12 protein-coding genes and 1 pseudogene are annotated in these 16,516 nt (G+C 61.4%); 11 read left to right on the plus strand and 2 right to left on the minus strand.

Going from position 1 to position 16,516, the window contains the following annotated elements:
- The 8 genes from mfd to QZ079_RS03415 form a co-directional block, all read left to right on the plus strand.
- A partial coding sequence (gene mfd, locus QZ079_RS03380) for a transcription-repair coupling factor (RefSeq protein ID WP_297035109.1) occupies nucleotides 1-2,679 on the plus strand: 2,679 nt, incomplete at its 5' end.
- Between the two features lie 376 nt (nucleotides 2,680-3,055).
- The gene (locus QZ079_RS03385; RefSeq protein ID WP_297035113.1) at nucleotides 3,056-3,694 is read left to right on the plus strand and encodes a bifunctional 4-hydroxy-2-oxoglutarate aldolase/2-dehydro-3-deoxy-phosphogluconate aldolase; all 639 of its coding nucleotides are present in this window, start codon (nucleotides 3,056-3,058) and stop codon (nucleotides 3,692-3,694) included.
- A gap of 16 nt (nucleotides 3,695-3,710) precedes the next feature.
- On the plus strand, nucleotides 3,711-4,175 hold the full coding sequence (locus QZ079_RS03390) for a PTS sugar transporter subunit IIA (protein WP_297035115.1): 465 nt from the start codon (nucleotides 3,711-3,713) through the stop codon (nucleotides 4,173-4,175).
- A gap of 1 nt (nucleotide 4,176) precedes the next feature.
- Entirely contained in the window at nucleotides 4,177-4,443 is a 267-nt protein-coding gene (locus QZ079_RS03395) for a PTS sugar transporter subunit IIB (RefSeq protein WP_291288023.1), read from the plus strand.
- 28 nt (nucleotides 4,444-4,471) lie between these two features.
- Nucleotides 4,472-5,737 (plus strand): PTS ascorbate transporter subunit IIC, encoded by a 1,266-nt coding sequence (locus QZ079_RS03400; RefSeq protein ID WP_297035139.1) that lies wholly within the window; start codon nucleotides 4,472-4,474, stop codon nucleotides 5,735-5,737.
- 114 nt (nucleotides 5,738-5,851) lie between these two features.
- Nucleotides 5,852-6,760, plus strand: coding sequence for a phosphotriesterase (locus tag QZ079_RS03405; RefSeq protein WP_297035120.1), 909 nt, complete (start codon nucleotides 5,852-5,854; stop codon nucleotides 6,758-6,760).
- 74 nt (nucleotides 6,761-6,834) lie between these two features.
- Complete coding sequence (locus QZ079_RS03410; RefSeq protein WP_291288020.1) at nucleotides 6,835-7,563, plus strand: creatininase family protein; 729 nt, start codon at nucleotides 6,835-6,837, stop codon at nucleotides 7,561-7,563.
- 128 nt (nucleotides 7,564-7,691) lie between these two features.
- Nucleotides 7,692-8,798, plus strand: a complete 1,107-nt coding sequence (locus tag QZ079_RS03415) for a phosphoglycerate dehydrogenase (protein WP_297035122.1) — start codon at nucleotides 7,692-7,694, stop codon at nucleotides 8,796-8,798.
- Nucleotides 8,799-8,881: 83 nt separating this feature from the next.
- Here the strand turns inward: QZ079_RS03415 and QZ079_RS03420 are convergent, their stop codons facing one another.
- Nucleotides 8,882-9,880 carry a YitT family protein gene (locus QZ079_RS03420; RefSeq protein WP_297035125.1) on the minus strand — a complete coding sequence of 333 codons (999 nt, stop codon included), beginning with the start codon at nucleotides 9,878-9,880 and terminating at the stop codon, nucleotides 8,882-8,884.
- A gap of 163 nt (nucleotides 9,881-10,043) precedes the next feature.
- On the opposite strand from QZ079_RS03420, the gene QZ079_RS03425 reads away from it, so the two are divergent.
- The 3 genes from QZ079_RS03425 to QZ079_RS03435 all read left to right on the plus strand — a co-directional run bounded on the left by QZ079_RS03425 (nucleotide 10,044) and on the right by QZ079_RS03435 (nucleotide 15,189).
- Nucleotides 10,044-12,119, plus strand: coding sequence for an ATP-dependent DNA helicase RecQ (locus QZ079_RS03425; RefSeq protein ID WP_297035128.1), 2,076 nt, complete (start codon nucleotides 10,044-10,046; stop codon nucleotides 12,117-12,119).
- Nucleotides 12,120-12,477: 358 nt separating this feature from the next.
- A complete protein-coding gene (metA, locus tag QZ079_RS03430) occupies nucleotides 12,478-13,425 on the plus strand; it encodes a homoserine O-succinyltransferase (protein WP_297035131.1) in 948 nt (315 codons plus the stop codon).
- A 420-nt stretch (nucleotides 13,426-13,845) separates the two neighbouring features.
- Nucleotides 13,846-15,189: an ATP-binding protein gene (locus QZ079_RS03435; protein WP_297035136.1), complete on the plus strand. Its 1,344-nt coding sequence runs from the start codon at nucleotides 13,846-13,848 to the stop codon at nucleotides 15,187-15,189.
- 103 nt (nucleotides 15,190-15,292) lie between these two features.
- On the opposite strand, the pseudogene QZ079_RS03440 reads toward QZ079_RS03435, so the two are convergent.
- A pseudogene (locus QZ079_RS03440) lies at nucleotides 15,293-16,516 on the minus strand (peptidase M16); the annotation flags it as partial.

Here is a 16,516-nt window from a genome sequence, read left to right on the forward strand (position 1 = left end):
GGGCTGTCCCTGCGCCCGCAGGAGCTTGATTTCGGCGGGCAGCAGCGGCTGAACTTCGTCTCGATCATCCGCGCCGGCGGTGCGGTGACATCCGAGCTCAAGATCGAGCAGCCCGCGATTGCAGGCTCCGATACGCGCTTCATCTCGCGTGTGCGTGAGCTGACGTCGAACCGTTTTGCTTGCGTATTCGCCGCGCCCGACCGCGGTGCGCGCGAGTCGCTCGAGCTCTCCTTGGGCGACGAGGGGATCGCGTTCGAAGAATCGCTGCAAACGGCGCCCGAGAATACGGGCGCTCTGGGCGAGCGGGTGCACGTAACGCTGCTCAAACGCGACGCCGACCCCCTCAATGCCCGCCCCCTGACATTGGGGACAGTCCCCAATGCCATGACAAAAGGGACAGGCGTTCTGCCAAGCGGGACCGTCCCTTTTGGCGGGGACGAGGGCCGTGCGCACACCGTTCCAACGATCACGCGGGGACGCGTGACGTTCATCGATCTGCCGCTCCCGGCGGGCGTTGTGGTGCCGGAGGCGCAGCTCGCGGTGCTTTCCATCGCGGATCTGAATGCCCGCATGGACGCGCGGCGCGGGCGCAAGACGCACCGTCGCGTGGACGTGACCGAAGTCACGTTCCCCTTCAAGCCCGGCGACTACGTGGTGCACGCCACGCACGGCATCGCGCACTTTACAGCCATCGTGCGCCAGGAGGTCGCCGGCCGCGAGCGTGACTACTTCCTGCTGGAATACGCTGATGGCGACAAGCTGTACGTGCCGCTCGAGCAAGTGGATCGCATCACGCGTTACGTGGGTCCGGACGGCCAGAATCCGCGTCTCACGCGCCTCAATACCGCCGACTGGAGTCGCGCCACCACGCGCGCCCGCAAGAGCGCCAAGAAGCTCGCATTCGACCTCGTCGATCTCTACACGCGCCGCTCGTCCATCACGGGTATCGCCTGCCCGCCCGACACGCCCGAGCAGATCGAGATGGAGGAGAGCTTCCCCTATGAGCCCACGCACGACCAGCTCGACGCCATCGCAGACATCAAGGCGGATATGGAGGCGCCGAAACCCATGGACCGCCTGCTTTGCGGCGACGTGGGCTTTGGCAAGACCGAAGTGGCGCTGCGCGCGGCGTTCAAATGCGTGGACAGCGGCCGACAGGTCATGGTGCTCTGCCCCACGACGATTCTTGCACAGCAGCACTACCAGACGTTTTTCGAGCGCTTCGCGCCTTTTGGCGTCGAAGTCGAGGTGCTTTCCCGCTTCCGTACGCCGGCGCAGCAAAAGCGCGCGCTTGCTGCGTTCGCGGAGGGGAAGATCGACGTGCTCGTGGGTACGCATCGTCTGCTTTCGAGCGACGTGAATCCGGCGAACCTGGGGCTCGTGATTATCGATGAGGAGCAGCGTTTCGGTGTGCAGCACAAGGAGCAGTTGAAGAACCTGCGCGAGCAGATCGATGTGCTCACGCTCTCGGCGACGCCCATCCCGCGCACCATGCAGATGGCGATTTCCGGCGTGCGCGACATGAGCCTCATCACCACGCCGCCCACGGGGCGCCGTCCGGTCATCGTGCATGTGGGCGAATACGACCCCGATGTGGTGAGCGCGGCGATTCGCCTGGAGCTCGGCCGCGGCGGCCAGGTGTATTACGTGAGCAATCGCGTGAAGACCATCGACGATGCAGCCGACCGCGTACACGAGGCGGCACCCGAGGCGCGCGTGGGCGTGGCGCACGGCAAGATGAGCCCGCGTGAGGTCGAGGATGTCATGATCGATTTCGCTATGGGGCGCATCGACGTGCTCGTGGCGACGACGATTATCGAGAGTGGCATCGACAACCCGCATACGAACACGCTCATCATCGAGGACTCGCAACGGCTGGGCTTGGCGCAGCTCTACCAGCTCAAGGGGCGCGTTGGCCGTTCTGCCACGCAGGCGTACGCGTACTTCATGTTCCCCGGCGAGCTGCCGCTTACCGAGGAGGCGACGGAGCGTCTGACCGCGCTCTCTGAGTTCCAGGAGCTTGGAAGCGGCATGCGCATTGCCATGCGCGACCTGGAGATTCGCGGTGCCGGGTCACTTGTGGGCGCGGAGCAGCACGGTAACCTCTCGAGCGTGGGCTTCGACCTCTTCACCCAGATGCTCGGGCAGGCGGTGGCCGAGGCACGCGGCGAGGTGGCGGGGGATGTCGAGGCAGCGGGTGTGGCGATCAACCTGCCTGCAGACTTTTACCTGGACGAGGAATATATCCCGGAGGTTGACCGGCGTGTGCTCGTGTACCGAAAGCTGGCGGCTGCGGACGAGCTCGCCGCGGTCGATGAGATCCAGCATGAATGCGAGGAGCGCTTCGGCGAGGCGCCGCTTGCCGCGTTGAACCTGTTCGACCGCGCGCGCCTGCGCATTCGTGCAGACCGCTTGGGGCTCGAGAGCATCTCGCTCACGGGCGGCCGCCTGGTGTTCCAAGGGGTCGACGTGCCCAAGACGGCCGCGTTTGAGTTGCGTACCAGCTTGGGCGCGACGAACTTCCCCAAGAGCCGCAAGCTCTCTGTGCCATGTCGGCCGGGCGCCGGTGCGGGAAGCGGTGTGGGCCGCGGACTCGACGCGGGCGAGAACAACTCCGGCGTGGTCGCAGCGGCGCTTCGCGTGCTCGAGCAGCTCGGTGAGAGCGGAGACGAAGACTAAGCACGATGCGAAGCCGCGTGCCGGATGTCCCAAAATGCACCTGTCCCTAATTGGGTCATAGAGCTGGCTGTTGCTTAAAATATACAGAAGTATAGTAAAAATTATGCATTTTCAGTTTTACTAATAGCATTATAAGCTTCATAAATCAGCGGACAAAGACAGGCATATGTCAAAGCGATACCGTTCACCGAGGGCAAGCAATTCTTAATCGCGCAAAAATACTATCTAATACCTGTGCTTATAATGAGCTTCTAACAAATGCTTCAAACCTATGCCGTTTACCGATACGCTGCACACCACCTCATCTAGATATGAAGGTTATGTGATAGAATAATCGCTAATATTCATTTCAGAATATTCAAGGGAGGTGAATCGCGTGAAGACGAAGGCAGATTCGTTTCCAACGGTGACGGTCATTGCGCGGAATCTCTCGTCGGAGCAGCTGCACCTCATTGCGGAGCAGATGGTCGCGACGGGGATACGCTCGATGGAGGTTTCGCTCGTCGGAGATCACGCATGCGAGGACATCCGCAGCCTATGCAACGAGTTCGAAGGTCAGCTCCTCATCGGCGCGGGCACGGTCCTTTCGCTCGAAGATGCCAAGCGCTCGGTCGACGCGGGTGCGTCGTTCCTTCTTTCGCCCGTTCAATTCGGCGCGGACGTTATCGACTACGCTCATGAATGCGGCGTGCTGGCGATTCCTTCGGGTCTCACCCCGACGGAGATCTACAAGCAACTATCGCTCGGGGCGGACATCATCAAGGTCTTTCCGGCAGCGCGTATGACGCCTGCGTATCTTAAAGACCTGCGGGCGCCCCTAGGTGACTTCCCCATCATGGTTGTTGGAGGCATCAACGCTCAAAACATCCAAAGCTATCTCGACGCTGGCGCGCGTTATGCCGGGCTGGGAACCGGATGCTTCCGCCCCGAAGACCTCGACGCGCTCGATGCTGCAGGCATCAGGCAGTCGCTCGAGATGCTCGTTTGCTATGAACGGGCGCAATCGTCCCTCTAGATCGGAAGGAGCCGACATGAATGCCCCTGGGCAGACGTTGCGAACCCTTCTCACGCCGGAAAGCGTTGCCCTCGGGGTCGACGCCATGGATGCGGAGGAGGCCATACGGCGTGCCGGCGAGTTGCTTGTCGCATCCGGCAATGCAAAGGAGGCGTACGTTGACGCCATGGTCGACGCGTATCGCTCGCTCGGGCCGTACATGGTGATAGCTCCCGGACTCGCGATGCCGCACGCGCGGCCATCCGGTTCGGTGGCACGCCCCTGCATATCGCTGCTAACCCTGGCGGAGCCCGTTGCGTTTGGTCATCCCACCAACGATCCGGCCTCGGTGGTGATCGCCTTGGGCGGGACGACGGATGAAGGGCACCTCGAACTTTTGCAGGCGCTTGCATCGGCGCTTGCGATCCCCAACGTTGTCAAGCGGCTGCACGACGCCGAAGACTACGAGAACGTTCTCGAGATCTTGGAAGAAGGTGAATGAAATGAAGGTATTGACCGTATGCGGTATGGGCTTCGGAACGAGTCTCATGATGCTCATGACCATCCAGGAGATTGCTTCCAAGCACGGAAAGAAGGTCGAAGGCGAGGCAACCGACCTCGGCTCCTACAAGGGTAAGCCCTGCGATCTAATCGTCGCGTCCTCCGAGATCGCCAAGCAGATCGAGGCTGACGTCCCCGTGCTGGCCGTTGACAACATGCTCGATAAAGCGGCGATGGAAGCTCAGATCCTGCCGTATCTCGAACAATAACAAGGAGGGAAGACCATGGTAGATTTTCCTGGTTAACTTTCTAAGCACACCCGCCATCGTCATGGGTCTCGTCGCCCTCATCGGTTTGGTGGCGATGAAGAACTCGCCCTCGACTGTCGTCATGGGCACGTTCAAGACCATGCTCGGCTTCCTCGTCCTGAGCGCCGGCTCCACGGTGATCAGCGGAGCCCTGACCCCGTTCAGCACGATGTTCAACGCCGCCTTCGGCATGAGCGGCGTCGTGCCCGAGGATAACTCTCTCGTCGCCGGTGTGCAGACCGTACTCGGCTTCGAGACGCCCATGATCATGCTCATCTCGTTCGTGATCAACATCATCCTGGCGCGCATCACGCCGTTCAAGTTCATCTTCCTCACCGGTCACATGATGTTCAGCTTCGCTGGCACCATGGCGATCGTCCTTGACATCATGGGCATCAACGGTTGGACCGCCATCGCGATCGGTTCGGTCATCGAGGGCATCAGCATGGTCGTATTCCCCGCGATCGCGCAGCCCTTCACGAAGAAGATCCTCAAGACCGACGCCGTGGGCTTCGGCTTCTGGGGCAGCTCCCTCATCGTGTTCTGCGGTTGGATCGGCAAGCTCGTGGGCAAGAAGGACCGTAACGAGGAAGAGGATACCTGGGAGAACATGCATGTTCCCGAGAGCTTCGGCTTCCTGAAGGACATGAGCGTCCTGATGGGCATCATCATGGTGGCCGTGTTCATCATCGTTGCCGTCGCCGCCGGTCCCGAGGTCGTCGGCGAGCTCGCCGCTGGCCAGAACATGTTCGTTTACGCCATCGTCCAGGGCCTGACGTTCGTTGCCGGCGTGCTCGTGCTGCTGCAGGGCGTCCGCATGTTCCTCGGCGAGATCATCCCCGCCTTCAAGGGCATCAGCGAGAAGCTCGTCCCCGGTGCGCGTCCCGCGCTCGACGTCCCCATCTTCTATGGTGCCGCTCCCGTGGCGACCACGATTGGCTTCTTGTGCGCGTTCGTCGGCGGCATTCTCGCCACCTTCATCAGCACCCAGATGTCCGTCGTCGTGCTTCCTGGCGTCATCGGCCTGTTCTTCATGGGTGGCGCCGCCGGCGTGTTCGGCGACAAGCTCGGTGGCAAGCGCGGAGCCGTCGTCTCCTCGTTCTTGCTGGGCTTCCTATTCAGCATCATCGTTGCGCTGGCATACCCGCTCATCGACGTCACGCAGTACGGCGTTGAAGGTCTGTGGTTCGCCTCGACCGACGCCATCATCGTTGCCGTCATCATGCGCCTCGTCGGCATGGTGTTCGGCCTCTAATTTGATTAGGCAGGACGAGCGAGGGCTCTGGTTGGCGCCTTCTGCCCTCGCCGTCCCCCACTTCGCACTTCGAGCGCGAAGCCATTCATCATCATAGCGAAAGGTTGGTGCTCTATGGGAAACGCAAGAACGGTTACCGGTGATATTCCCGGCGAGGAGATGGGCTTTACCTATCCGCACGAGCATCTGTGGGCAGTTCCCCCTGCTTGCCAGAAGGACCGCGACCTCGAGCTTTCGAGCTTCGAGGGCAGCGTCCACGAGCTTGAGAACTTCCGTTCGGTTGGCGGACAGACGCTCGTCGAGGCTTCGACGCTCGATTACGGCCGCGACCTATCAAAGCTCCGCATCATGTCCGAGATTACCGGTGTGCACGTGATCGCGACGACTGGCTTCAACAAGCATATCTACTATCCCGATTGGGTGACGTATCTCAGCGCGGAAGAGATTGCAGCCATCCTCACGCGCGACATCGAGACCGGACGCGGCGGCGTTCGCGCCGGCTTCCTCAAGATCGGTACATGGTACAACCTCATCCATCCTTTGGAGGAGAAGACGACCGTCACGGCCACCATCGCGCACAAGCAGACGGGAGCGCCCATCTGGGGTCACACCGAATGCGGCACGATGGGGCTCGAGATCTGCGACCTGCTTGAGCGCGAAGGAATCGACCTCACCAAGGTGGCTCTCGGCCACCTCGATCGCAATCCGGACGAGTACTACTTCCTGAAGCTCTGTGACCGCGGCATCTATGTGCAGCTCGACGGCCCCGGCAAGGCGAAGTACTACCCGGACAGCGTCCGTGTGAAGCTCATCAAGTCCGTCATCGAGCATGGATACGGCGATCAGCTCCTCATTTCGGGCGATATGGGGCGCGCTTCCTATCTGGAAGGATACGGCGGCGGCCCGGGATTCAAGTACATCAAGACGAAGTTTGTCCCGCGCCTTTTGGACGAGGGCGTGAGCCAAGAAGACATCGATAAGATCTTCATCGAGAACCCCAAGCGCTGGTTGGCGGTGTTCTAAACCGAGTCCGTGCAGTCCCCGGCTGGCTCCGGGGGCTGCTTTGGCTCACCTACGCTGCATCTTAGGGAGGACGCATGGCATTCATCTTGAACGAGCATACCTGGCCGGAGGTTGCCGAGCAGGTCGAGCGGGCGCCGATCGCGCTTCTGCCGCTGGGCTCCACCGAGCAGCACGGGTATCATCTCCCGCTGGGAACGGACATCTTCCTCGCGCGGCATCTTGCGTGCGAGGTGTCGGATCGGACGGGCGCCATCGTGCTTCCCGACCTTAACTTCGGCTACTCGTGGGTGTGGCGCGACCGCGTCGGTACCGTCGCGCTCCAGCAGCAGGTGCTGCAAACCGTGCTGAAAGACATCGCTCATTCCGTGGAGCGCTGGGGTATTCGCGTCCTGCTCATCATCAACGGCCACGAGGCAAATGGCGCGACTATGAAATACGCCGTTCGCGAAGTCTCCGACGAGACGCCCGTCAAGGTGCTCGCCTGCTTCTACCCGGGTCTCTCGGCGTCGCTTGAGGCGCATATGGAGTCGACTACCTGGGGCGGAATGTTCCACGCCGATGAGTTCGAGACCTCGCTCATGCTGGCGGCACGCCCCGACCTCGTGCATCAGGATCGCGCGGTTTCGGAGTATCCCGAGCGGCCGGTGCTGTATGGATACGACAACACCTCGATTGGCGACCTGAGCGTTTCGGGCGTGTATGGAAATCCCGTTCTCGCAGATGCGGAAAAGGGGACGCGTATGTTCGGAGAGTTTGTCGAGCGCACGTGCACGCTGCTATCGACGGCACTCGACGAGGGCTGATGCACGGGGGAGTCCCTTGTACGCCCCCTTACATCGGCATATAATCGTTCCGGTCGGCGTGTCGCCAGATGCGGCACGCCGTTTCCGTATCTTGTTCGCCTGCTGCTTCCACCACGAGGGATTAACCGATGTCTAGCTGGATTGTCGCTTCGAGCGCTGTCACCTTCGGCCGCTTTGCCACCGGGCCGCTGCATAGGCTCGAAGAGGCAGGATGCAGTGTTCGACTCAACCCCTACGGCAGGCCGCTCAACGGCAGGGAGATGGTCGAGTTCGCGCAGGACGCGGACGCGCTCATCTTGGGAAACGACTCGCTTTCCGCCGCGACGATCCGCAGGTTGCATAAGCTGAAGATCATCGCGCGCTACGGTGTGGGCTTCGACGGGGTGGACCTTATCGAGGCGCGCGCGAACAATATCCAAGTTACGTACGCCCCGGCGGCGAACCGCGAGGAGACCGCCGATTTCACGTTCGGGCTCATACTCGACCTTGCCCGCTGTATCACGCATATGGCTACGAGCACGCGCGACGGCAATTGGAACAAGCTTGTCGGCACGAGCCTGTATGGTAAGACCATTGGCATCATCGGCGTCGGGCAGATCGGTACCGCCGTTGCGCGGCGAGCGATGGGCTTTGGAATGGACGTGCTCGGCTACGATATCGTGCAGCGCACGGAGCCGACCATCTACGGGCTCATTTACACGACGCTCAACGACTTGCTGCGGCGCTCCGACGTCGTGACGCTCCATGTGCCGCTGACCTCTGCGACGCGCAACATGATTGGCACGAAAGAGCTGAAGATCATGAAGCCCTCCGCCATCCTTATCAACACCGCGCGCAGCAACGTCATTCGGCAGGATGCGCTGAGCAAGGCGCTCGAGGCGGGCACGATCTCGGCGTTCGCGACGGACGTCTTCGAGCGGGAGCCGCCGAAGCACATGCCGTACTTCGACTTCGACAACGTGCTCGTCACGCCGCATGTCGCTGGTTCGACCAAGGAATCGGGCGAGCGCATGGGCAACATCGTGGTCGACAACATCCTTGCGGCGAAAAGCGGCGTCGAGCCGCCCGATCTCGTCTCCGCGCAGACGCTTTACACAACCGCGTTCGACGCGGCCGCCGCTGCCTCCTTCCGACGGGAAGCATCCGGCGCGCGGCCATGTAAAATTACCCCAGGGGTTTTTAACATTGCCCGACTACGTCGATATTGGTTGGGTGCGGTTATCGGTCAATGTTAAAAACCCCTGGGGTAATTTTACATGGCCGCGCGCCGGATGTCCCAAAATGCACCTGTCCCTAATTGGGTCACAAGGCCGGACGGCTAGCGGCCGTCGTCTTGCATGAGGGTGCTACGGCGACGCTTGGCAGCCTCGCGCGCGGGGCGCTTCGAGGGGTCTGGCACGGCAGTGGGCACCGGCTCGTCGACATGGCCGTGCCACCAGCCGCCGATGAAATTGTCGGTGCGGAACACGTTGATCACGGCACCGGGATCGACCTCGCGCACCAGGCGCACGATGTCCTCGCTCTCGTAGGTCGAGACCACGGTGTGTAGCAGGTACATGCGCTCGCGGCTATAGCCGCCGATCACCTCAGCGCAGCTGATGCCGTGCTGGAAGCTCGCGATGTAGGCATCCATGACCTCGTCGGCGAGCTTCGTGGTGATCTGCAGCGTTACGCGGTCGTAGCGATGGTAGAAGCTGTCGATGGTTTTCGTCGAAATGAATTGGAACACGATGGAGTACGCGGCGCTCTCCCAGCCGAAGATGGCGCCGAACACGAGGATGAGCGCGCAGTTGCCGGCGAAGATGAAGCCCCAGATGGTCTTACCGGTGCTGTTCGCAACCAGCAGCGAGATGAAGTCCGTGCCGCCCGTGGACGCGCCCGCCTTGAGCGTGATGGCGATCGAGATGCCGGAGATGAACCCGCCGAACACCACAAGCATGATCTGGTCGTCGAGCAACGGCTGGAAATCGCAGAACCGCAGGAACGCCGCCGAGAGCGCGACCTGCATCATCGAGAACACCACGAAGCGCTTGGAGATGCGGCTCCAGCAGATGAGCACGAGCGGGATGTTCAGCGCGAGCATGCCGAGGTCCATGGAGATCCGCACGCCCCACAGCGCCGTGATGCGGTCGATGAGCACGGCGACGCCGGTGAAGCCGCTGGGCAGTAAGTTCGCAGGGTTCACGAAGGCTTGGATGACGAATGCCTGCACGAGTGCGGAGACGACGACGGCGGCAGCCGTGATGATGCGGCGGATGACGGCGAGGCGCGCGAGTTCGAGCGCGCGTTCGGTGATGGTATCGGCTGCGCTGGCCACAGGTCCTCCTCTGTGCGGGCTCTGCGTTCGTGCGCTGATTCTATCACGCGCGCGGTGCCGCGTGCTATGCTCGAAGGCATTGGCGGGCAAACGGCGTCAGGTGGACGGCGGGCGCCGAATCCAGCAGGCGAAGGGCACTGGAGCCGGGCTTCACGGAAGGACGATGGTGGCAGATCTTCTGCAGAGATATCCCCGGGCATTCGAGACGCTCAAGCGCCATTTCGGCTACGACTCGTTCCGCGCGGGGCAGGAGGAGCTCATCGGGGCGGTGCTCGACGGGCGCGATGCGTTCGGCGTGATGCCCACGGGTGCGGGCAAATCCATCTGCTATCAAGTGCCCGCCCTCATGCTGTCGGGCATCACGCTGGTGGTGAGCCCGCTCGTCTCGCTCATGGCAGACCAGGTGTTCGCACTCAAGGCGGCGGGTGCGCGCCCGGCGTATCTCAACTCCACGCTCACGCAGGGGCAGCAGAACACCGTGCTCAAGCGGGCGAGCGAGGGCTGGTACCAGATCATGTACGTGGCTCCCGAACGGCTGAGTAACCCGCAGTTCCTGACGTTTGCGCAGGCAGCTGCCGCGCCGGGAGGAATCGGCATTCCGCTCGTGGCGGTCGATGAGGCACACTGCATCTCGCAGTGGGGGCAGGATTTCCGCCCCTCGTATCTCGAGATCGCGCGCTTCGTGGACTCGCTGCCGAAGCGACCGGTGCTTGCGGCCTATACCGCGACGGCGACCGAGCGCGTGCGCGCCGATATCGTCGGGATGCTCGGCCTGCGCGCGCCCGAGCTGCAGGTGACGGGGTTCGACCGGCCGAATCTCTACTACGATGTGCGCGAGCTGGGGGAGAAGGCCAAGCGCGCGTGGATCGCATCCTATGTTCGGGAACACGCGCACGAAAGCGGCATCATCTACTGTGCGACGCGCCGCGGTGTGGATGAGCTGGCGTGCGACTTGCAGCTCCAGCTCATGCCCGAGGGCGTGCGCGTTGGCCGCTACCACGGCAGCCATTCCGCATCGGAGCGGCGCGAGAACCAAGAGGGCTTCATCCAAGACTCGATTCCCGTCATGGTGGCGACGAACGCCTTCGGCATGGGTATCGACAAGCCAAACGTGCGCTACGTGATCCACATGAACGTGCCGGAGAGCATCGAGGCGTATTACCAAGAGGCCGGGCGAGCCGGGCGCGACGGGGATCCGGCGAGCTGCATTCTCTTGTGGAACGGCAACGACTTTCGCCTGCGGCGCTTTCTCATCGACCAGGGCGATGTTTCCGAGGAATCGCTGAGCTTGGAGCAGCGCGAGCGCGCGCGGCAGAACCGCTATCGGCTTTTGGGGCAGATGGAAGGTTACTGCCAAACCACCGGATGCCTGCGCGAGTACATCCTGCGGTATTTCGGAGACAGGGGCGCACTGGGCGCGGCGAGCGAGCTGTGCGAGAACGGCTGCGGGAATTGCTCGAACTGCCGTACCGAGTTCGAGACGGAGGATGTGACGGAGGCCGCAATCGCTATCGTGCGGTTCGTCGCTCCGCGGTCGCGCCGTTTCGGCAAGACCGTCATCGCCGAGGCGCTCCACGGTGCGAACAACGAGAAACTGCGGAAGTTCCGCTTGGTGGAAGCGCCTGGATACGGGTCGCTTGCAGACATGAAGCTCGGGCGGATAAAGGATGTGATCGACCAGCTTGCCGGCAGGGGCTACCTCGAGGTATCGCAGGGACAGTATCCGGTGATCGGTTTGGGCGAGCGGTCGCGCGAGGTGCTTGGCGAAGGAGCTGCGTACGGCGTGGAGGATGTGCCGCTTCCAGGCTTCACCTTTACCATAAAGCGGCCGGCGTCGAAGCGCATGAAGGAGCGCTCGCGGAAGGTTGCCGACCTGCTGCGTGACGAGGAGTCGGTGCAGGCAGCTGGGCGTGCGAACGGTGCTATCGGCGTCGTTGCAGCTGCGAGCGAGACGGTGCCTGAACGGCCACATCTCGGCGATGACGCTGAACTCTTCGAGCGTCTGCGCGTGCTTCGTCGCGACCTTGCATTGGAGCGTGGGGTGCCTCCGTATATCGTTTGCAGCGATAAGACGCTGCGCGGTATATGCCGCCTGCGTCCATCGACGCGGGAGGAGCTGCTTGATGTCCCCGGCATCGGCGAGGCGAAGCTGCAGGAATACGGCGAGGCGCTGCTGGGTGCGGTCGCGGCGTTTGAAGCCGAGGCTGCGGCCGACGAGACGAGGCGGACGACGAAGTAGCCCGATGGATTCGTCTGCTTTTTTCGGCGGTGAGGAGAAAACTAGTAACCCAGTTCAGATATGAACGATGCGAAGGTTGAACGGCGGGCGAAACCGTATGCCAGTCGTGCGTGTGTCTGTTGTCGCGCGAATGAATTCTGCGGAAACTCTTCGCGAACGGATTCACGGAGGTTTGGGAGCAGGGTGCGGACCGTCTTTTTCGTTCATATCTGAACAAACTTGCTAGAAATCGGTTAGCGGGCGTTAAAAACGAGCCTACGGCCGCCTTGACGCTCTAGGCGTCGCGTGAAAAGATGGTAACTCGCCGGTCATTCTGCGGTTTGTTTGCAGGAACCGGCGTGTTAGAGGAGGAGACCGCATGCCCATTCGTATTCCCGACGCGCTGCCCGCAACGACTGCGCTCGAGCGCGAGAACATCTTCGTCATGACCGAGTACCGCGCCCTTCACCAGGACATTCGTCCGCTGCGCGTGCTCATCTTGAACCTCATGCCCACGAAGATCGCTACCGAGACGCAGATCATGCGCAAGCTCTCAAACACGCCGCTCCAGATCGAAGTCGAGCTGCTGCGCACGCGAACGCACGATGCGAAGAACGTCTCAGAAGACCATCTCGAGACGTTCTATCGCACGTTCGAAGAGGTTGAGCACGAGCATTTCGACGGGCTCATCATCACGGGCGCGCCGGTCGAGCAGCTTGATTTCGAGGATGTCGATTATTGGCCGGAGCTCCAGCGCATCATGGATTGGTCGCTTGAGAACGTGCACTCCACGCTGCACATTTGCTGGGGCGCACAGGCAGGGCTCTACCATCATTACGGCATTGGCAAGCGGGAGCTCCCCGCAAAGCTCTCCGGTGTTTACGAGCACAGGTTGGTGAAGCGCTCGTCGCCGCTGGTACGCGGCTTCGACGACCGATTCTACGCTGTACACTCGCGCTACACCGAGTCTTGCCGTGAAGTGATCGAGGCCTGCTCCGACCTTGAGATCGTCGCCGAGTCTGACGAGGCCGGGCTGTACATCGTGAAGAGCACGGACAGCCGCCAGTTCTTCGTGTTCGGGCACCCCGAGTACGATGCCGACACGCTGCGCCTTGAATACGAGCGCGATCTGGGGCGCGGGATCAACCCCGACGTTCCCGCGCATTACTTCCCGGATGACGACCCTTCGCGCGAGCCGTTGAACGTGTGGTGCAGCCAAGCGCAACTGCTCTATACGAACTGGTTGAATTACTACGTCTACCAGACCACGCCGTATGACATTCGCCTGGCCGGCCGCTTGGCGCGCCGTCGCGCGGGCTTGGTGTAGAGCAGACGGGCATTGCCTCGCGGGCGGTGTTGCTGCCGGGTGGACCTGCGCTGCCCGTGCGCTGCCTGGTGGGCGGTGTTGCTGCCGGGTGGACCTGCGCTGCCCGTGCGCTGCCTGGTGGGCGCTGGCTGCCCGCGCGCCGCCCGTGAGCCACCACTCCTCTCCCATCTGCACTCGCTGCGCGAAAAATCATCGAAAGATTAGTTCATTTTTCTGGTTGAAAATGAACAGATCATTCGATGATTTCTGAGAATGTGAATTGAGGCGCGACGACAAAATCTCTGGGGTTTTTGAACAGTGCGACGTTTTATTGCCCCAGGGGTTCTACATGTAATTTCATGTACAAGATGTACACGAAATAATATAAATTCGTGTACAATGTGTACATGAATTTATAAAACAGTCTGCCAAGGGATCGCTATGGAACTCAAGCGGAAATTAGAGCAGGATATCTCCTCTTGGTTTACCTCTGGAGCGCGACGCCCTCTGCTCATCAAGGGTGCTCGTCGTACAGGAAAGACGTTTACCATCGAGCAGATGGGAAGGCGACTTGCGGGCGAGGGGTTCGTAAAGCTCGACTTCCAAACAGATCTTGCCGCGATTGAGCGTATTTTCTCGTGCCCTAGCGATGATGTTGACGCTACGATTGCGCGAATTGCCGAATATAAACGCATCGACCTTGATCCGTCCTCCTCGCTCATCTTCTTCGACGAGGTGCAGCTACTTGATAAGGCGCTGAACGCCCTGCGCTTCTATGAGGACAGTCCTTGGCGCATCATAGCGAGCGGCAGCCTTCTTGGCGTCACAACAAAGCGTCGTTCCCTGCCGTTTCCTTCAGGCGTTCAACAGATTGAGATGCACCCCCTTGATTTTGAGGAGTTCCTTTGGTCGGTGGGCGAGGAGCGTATGGCGAAGGATATTCGGGCGCACTTTGAATCGCTCGAGCCTTATGTGCTTCACGAGAGAGCTCTCGAACTTTATAGGCGGTATCTCACTACCGGCGGTATGCCGTTGCCCGTTCGTAGATGGTGCGAGACGGGGGACATGCGTGAGGTTGAGCTGGAACAGCACGAGATTGACGCGACATACACTGCCGACATGACCGATCCAGAAAACGGTATATCGGGTATTTCGGCAAAACGCATTTGGGAAAGCCTGCCTCGCCAGCTGCTTCGCGCATCAAGCAAAAAGTTCAAGTACGCCGACGTAGTGCGGGGAGGCAGGCGTGAGCGCCTGCTCGAGCCTCTCGAATGGCTCGCCGCGGCAGGCATCGTGACCATCCATGATCGCACGGCAGACATGCAGGCGCCGCTTACGCCCTACAGCGATGATGAAGGAAGCTTCTTCAAGGTATACCTGGCAGATACCGGAATCATGTTTCAGAAGTTCGGCATCGACGCTTCTTTGGTGCTCGATAACGCGCGACGAGACGAACTATCGGCGGACTTTAGGGGAGCTCTTGCGGAAAACTATGTGATGCAGGCTTTGCGGTCAAACGAGGTTCGCAGCTTTTATTGGATGCCCGAGGGATCGGGCATGAGAGGCGAGGTCGAATTCTTGTTGCAGACCAAGAGTGCAGAGGTCGTTCCCGTTGAGGTGAAGTCTGGGAGGAATGTGAGCGCAAAGAGCCTAAGGAGGCTGATGTCCGCGGGACGAAGCCCCTATGCAATCCGCCTCTCGGAAAAGGAGTTCGGCAAAACGGTGGACGACGAGGGCCGAGAGCTCAGAAGCGTCCCGCTGTATGCTGCGTTTTGCATCGAGTGAGATTGTCGCGCCCCGACGTATTTGGAATGTAAAACCCCCTGAGGTGATGTAACATCGCGACGTTACGTTACCCCAGGGGTTATTTTACAAGGCTCTTTTCACATTACCCAAGCAGGTCGATGACGGTCCAGCCGGCGTCGCTCGCCTCGATGATGTCGCGTCCGCCGAAGACGCAGACAGGCGCCTCCGCTGCCACGCGGCTCACGGCATCGCCCAGCTCGCGCAGGCGCTCGGGTGTGGCGGCGAGCATCTCGGCACGCGTCACCGCGCGGAAGTCCGCCGGTCTGCCCGAGAGGAACGCGCCGTCTTGGCGCTTCGCGAGCCCGTAGGGCTTCGCCGGGGCATCGAGTCCGGAAACTGTGCTTACAATAAACCCTTCGAACGTGTCGCGATCGACATCGAGTTCGCTCAGCCAGCCGCCGGCCTGCGCGATGCGCGCGAGCGAGGGGTCGATCGCAGGGTCGCGGTAGGTGTAGAACGCCACGCGCCTGCCGGGGACGCTCTGGAAACCGCAGCCGTACGCGCCGCCTTTCACGCGGATCTCGTTCCACAGGTACCCATAGGAGAGTGCGTTCGCCGCCACGCTCCAGCTGCCATCGACCGCAAGGCCGAGCGCGCGCGGGTCGGCGGCTTTGCCGAGGTAGCACACGTCGCTGGGGATGATGAACGCCTCGTGCTTGTCTTCGGGTGCCGGTACGAAGAGCTCTTTGGCGGGTACGGTGCGAGCTTCGAGGCCGAGCGTTCCGGCGCACGCCCAGTAGCGCGCGTAGTCCTCGTCCGAGCCGGTGAAGCTTGCGATGGTGCCTGTGCTCGTGAAGATGCGGCGCTGCAGGTCGCGGAGGGTGTCGCACAGGCTATCGACGCGGTCGTCGAAGTTGTCGAGCAGATCACGCAGGAAGCGGTAGAACTCCACGCCGGCAAGTTGGTCGGAAACCACTGCGGCGGGTGAGACGTAGGTGAGCGCGCGTCCAAGGGCAGCCTGGTGGCCGGCGTTCAAAAATGCCTGCTCCATGCCGATGCGCATCTGCGTGAGCACGTCGCGGATGCGACCGGTGTCTTCGAACAGCGTCTTTGCCCAAACCTCACGCGGAATGTTCGCGAGCGCGTCGATCTTTTCCGAAAGCGCGCCCGCAGAGACGAGCAGCACCGGCCGCGCAAGGCACCAGTTGCTCTCTTGCAGGTACACCTCGGTGGTAAACGAGAGGAAGCCGAGGTTGGAGCCAATATAGCTGTCGAGCTCGGCCGCCGTGCGCTGTGCTGTGGGAAGTTGCTGCATGAGGCGGCAGAGGATCTTCGCATAGGGAAGTTCGGCGAAGCTCAGGTGGCT

The organism is uncultured Enorma sp., from assembly GCA_905210055.1.
GTDB lineage: Bacteria > Actinomycetota > Coriobacteriia > Coriobacteriales > Coriobacteriaceae > Enorma.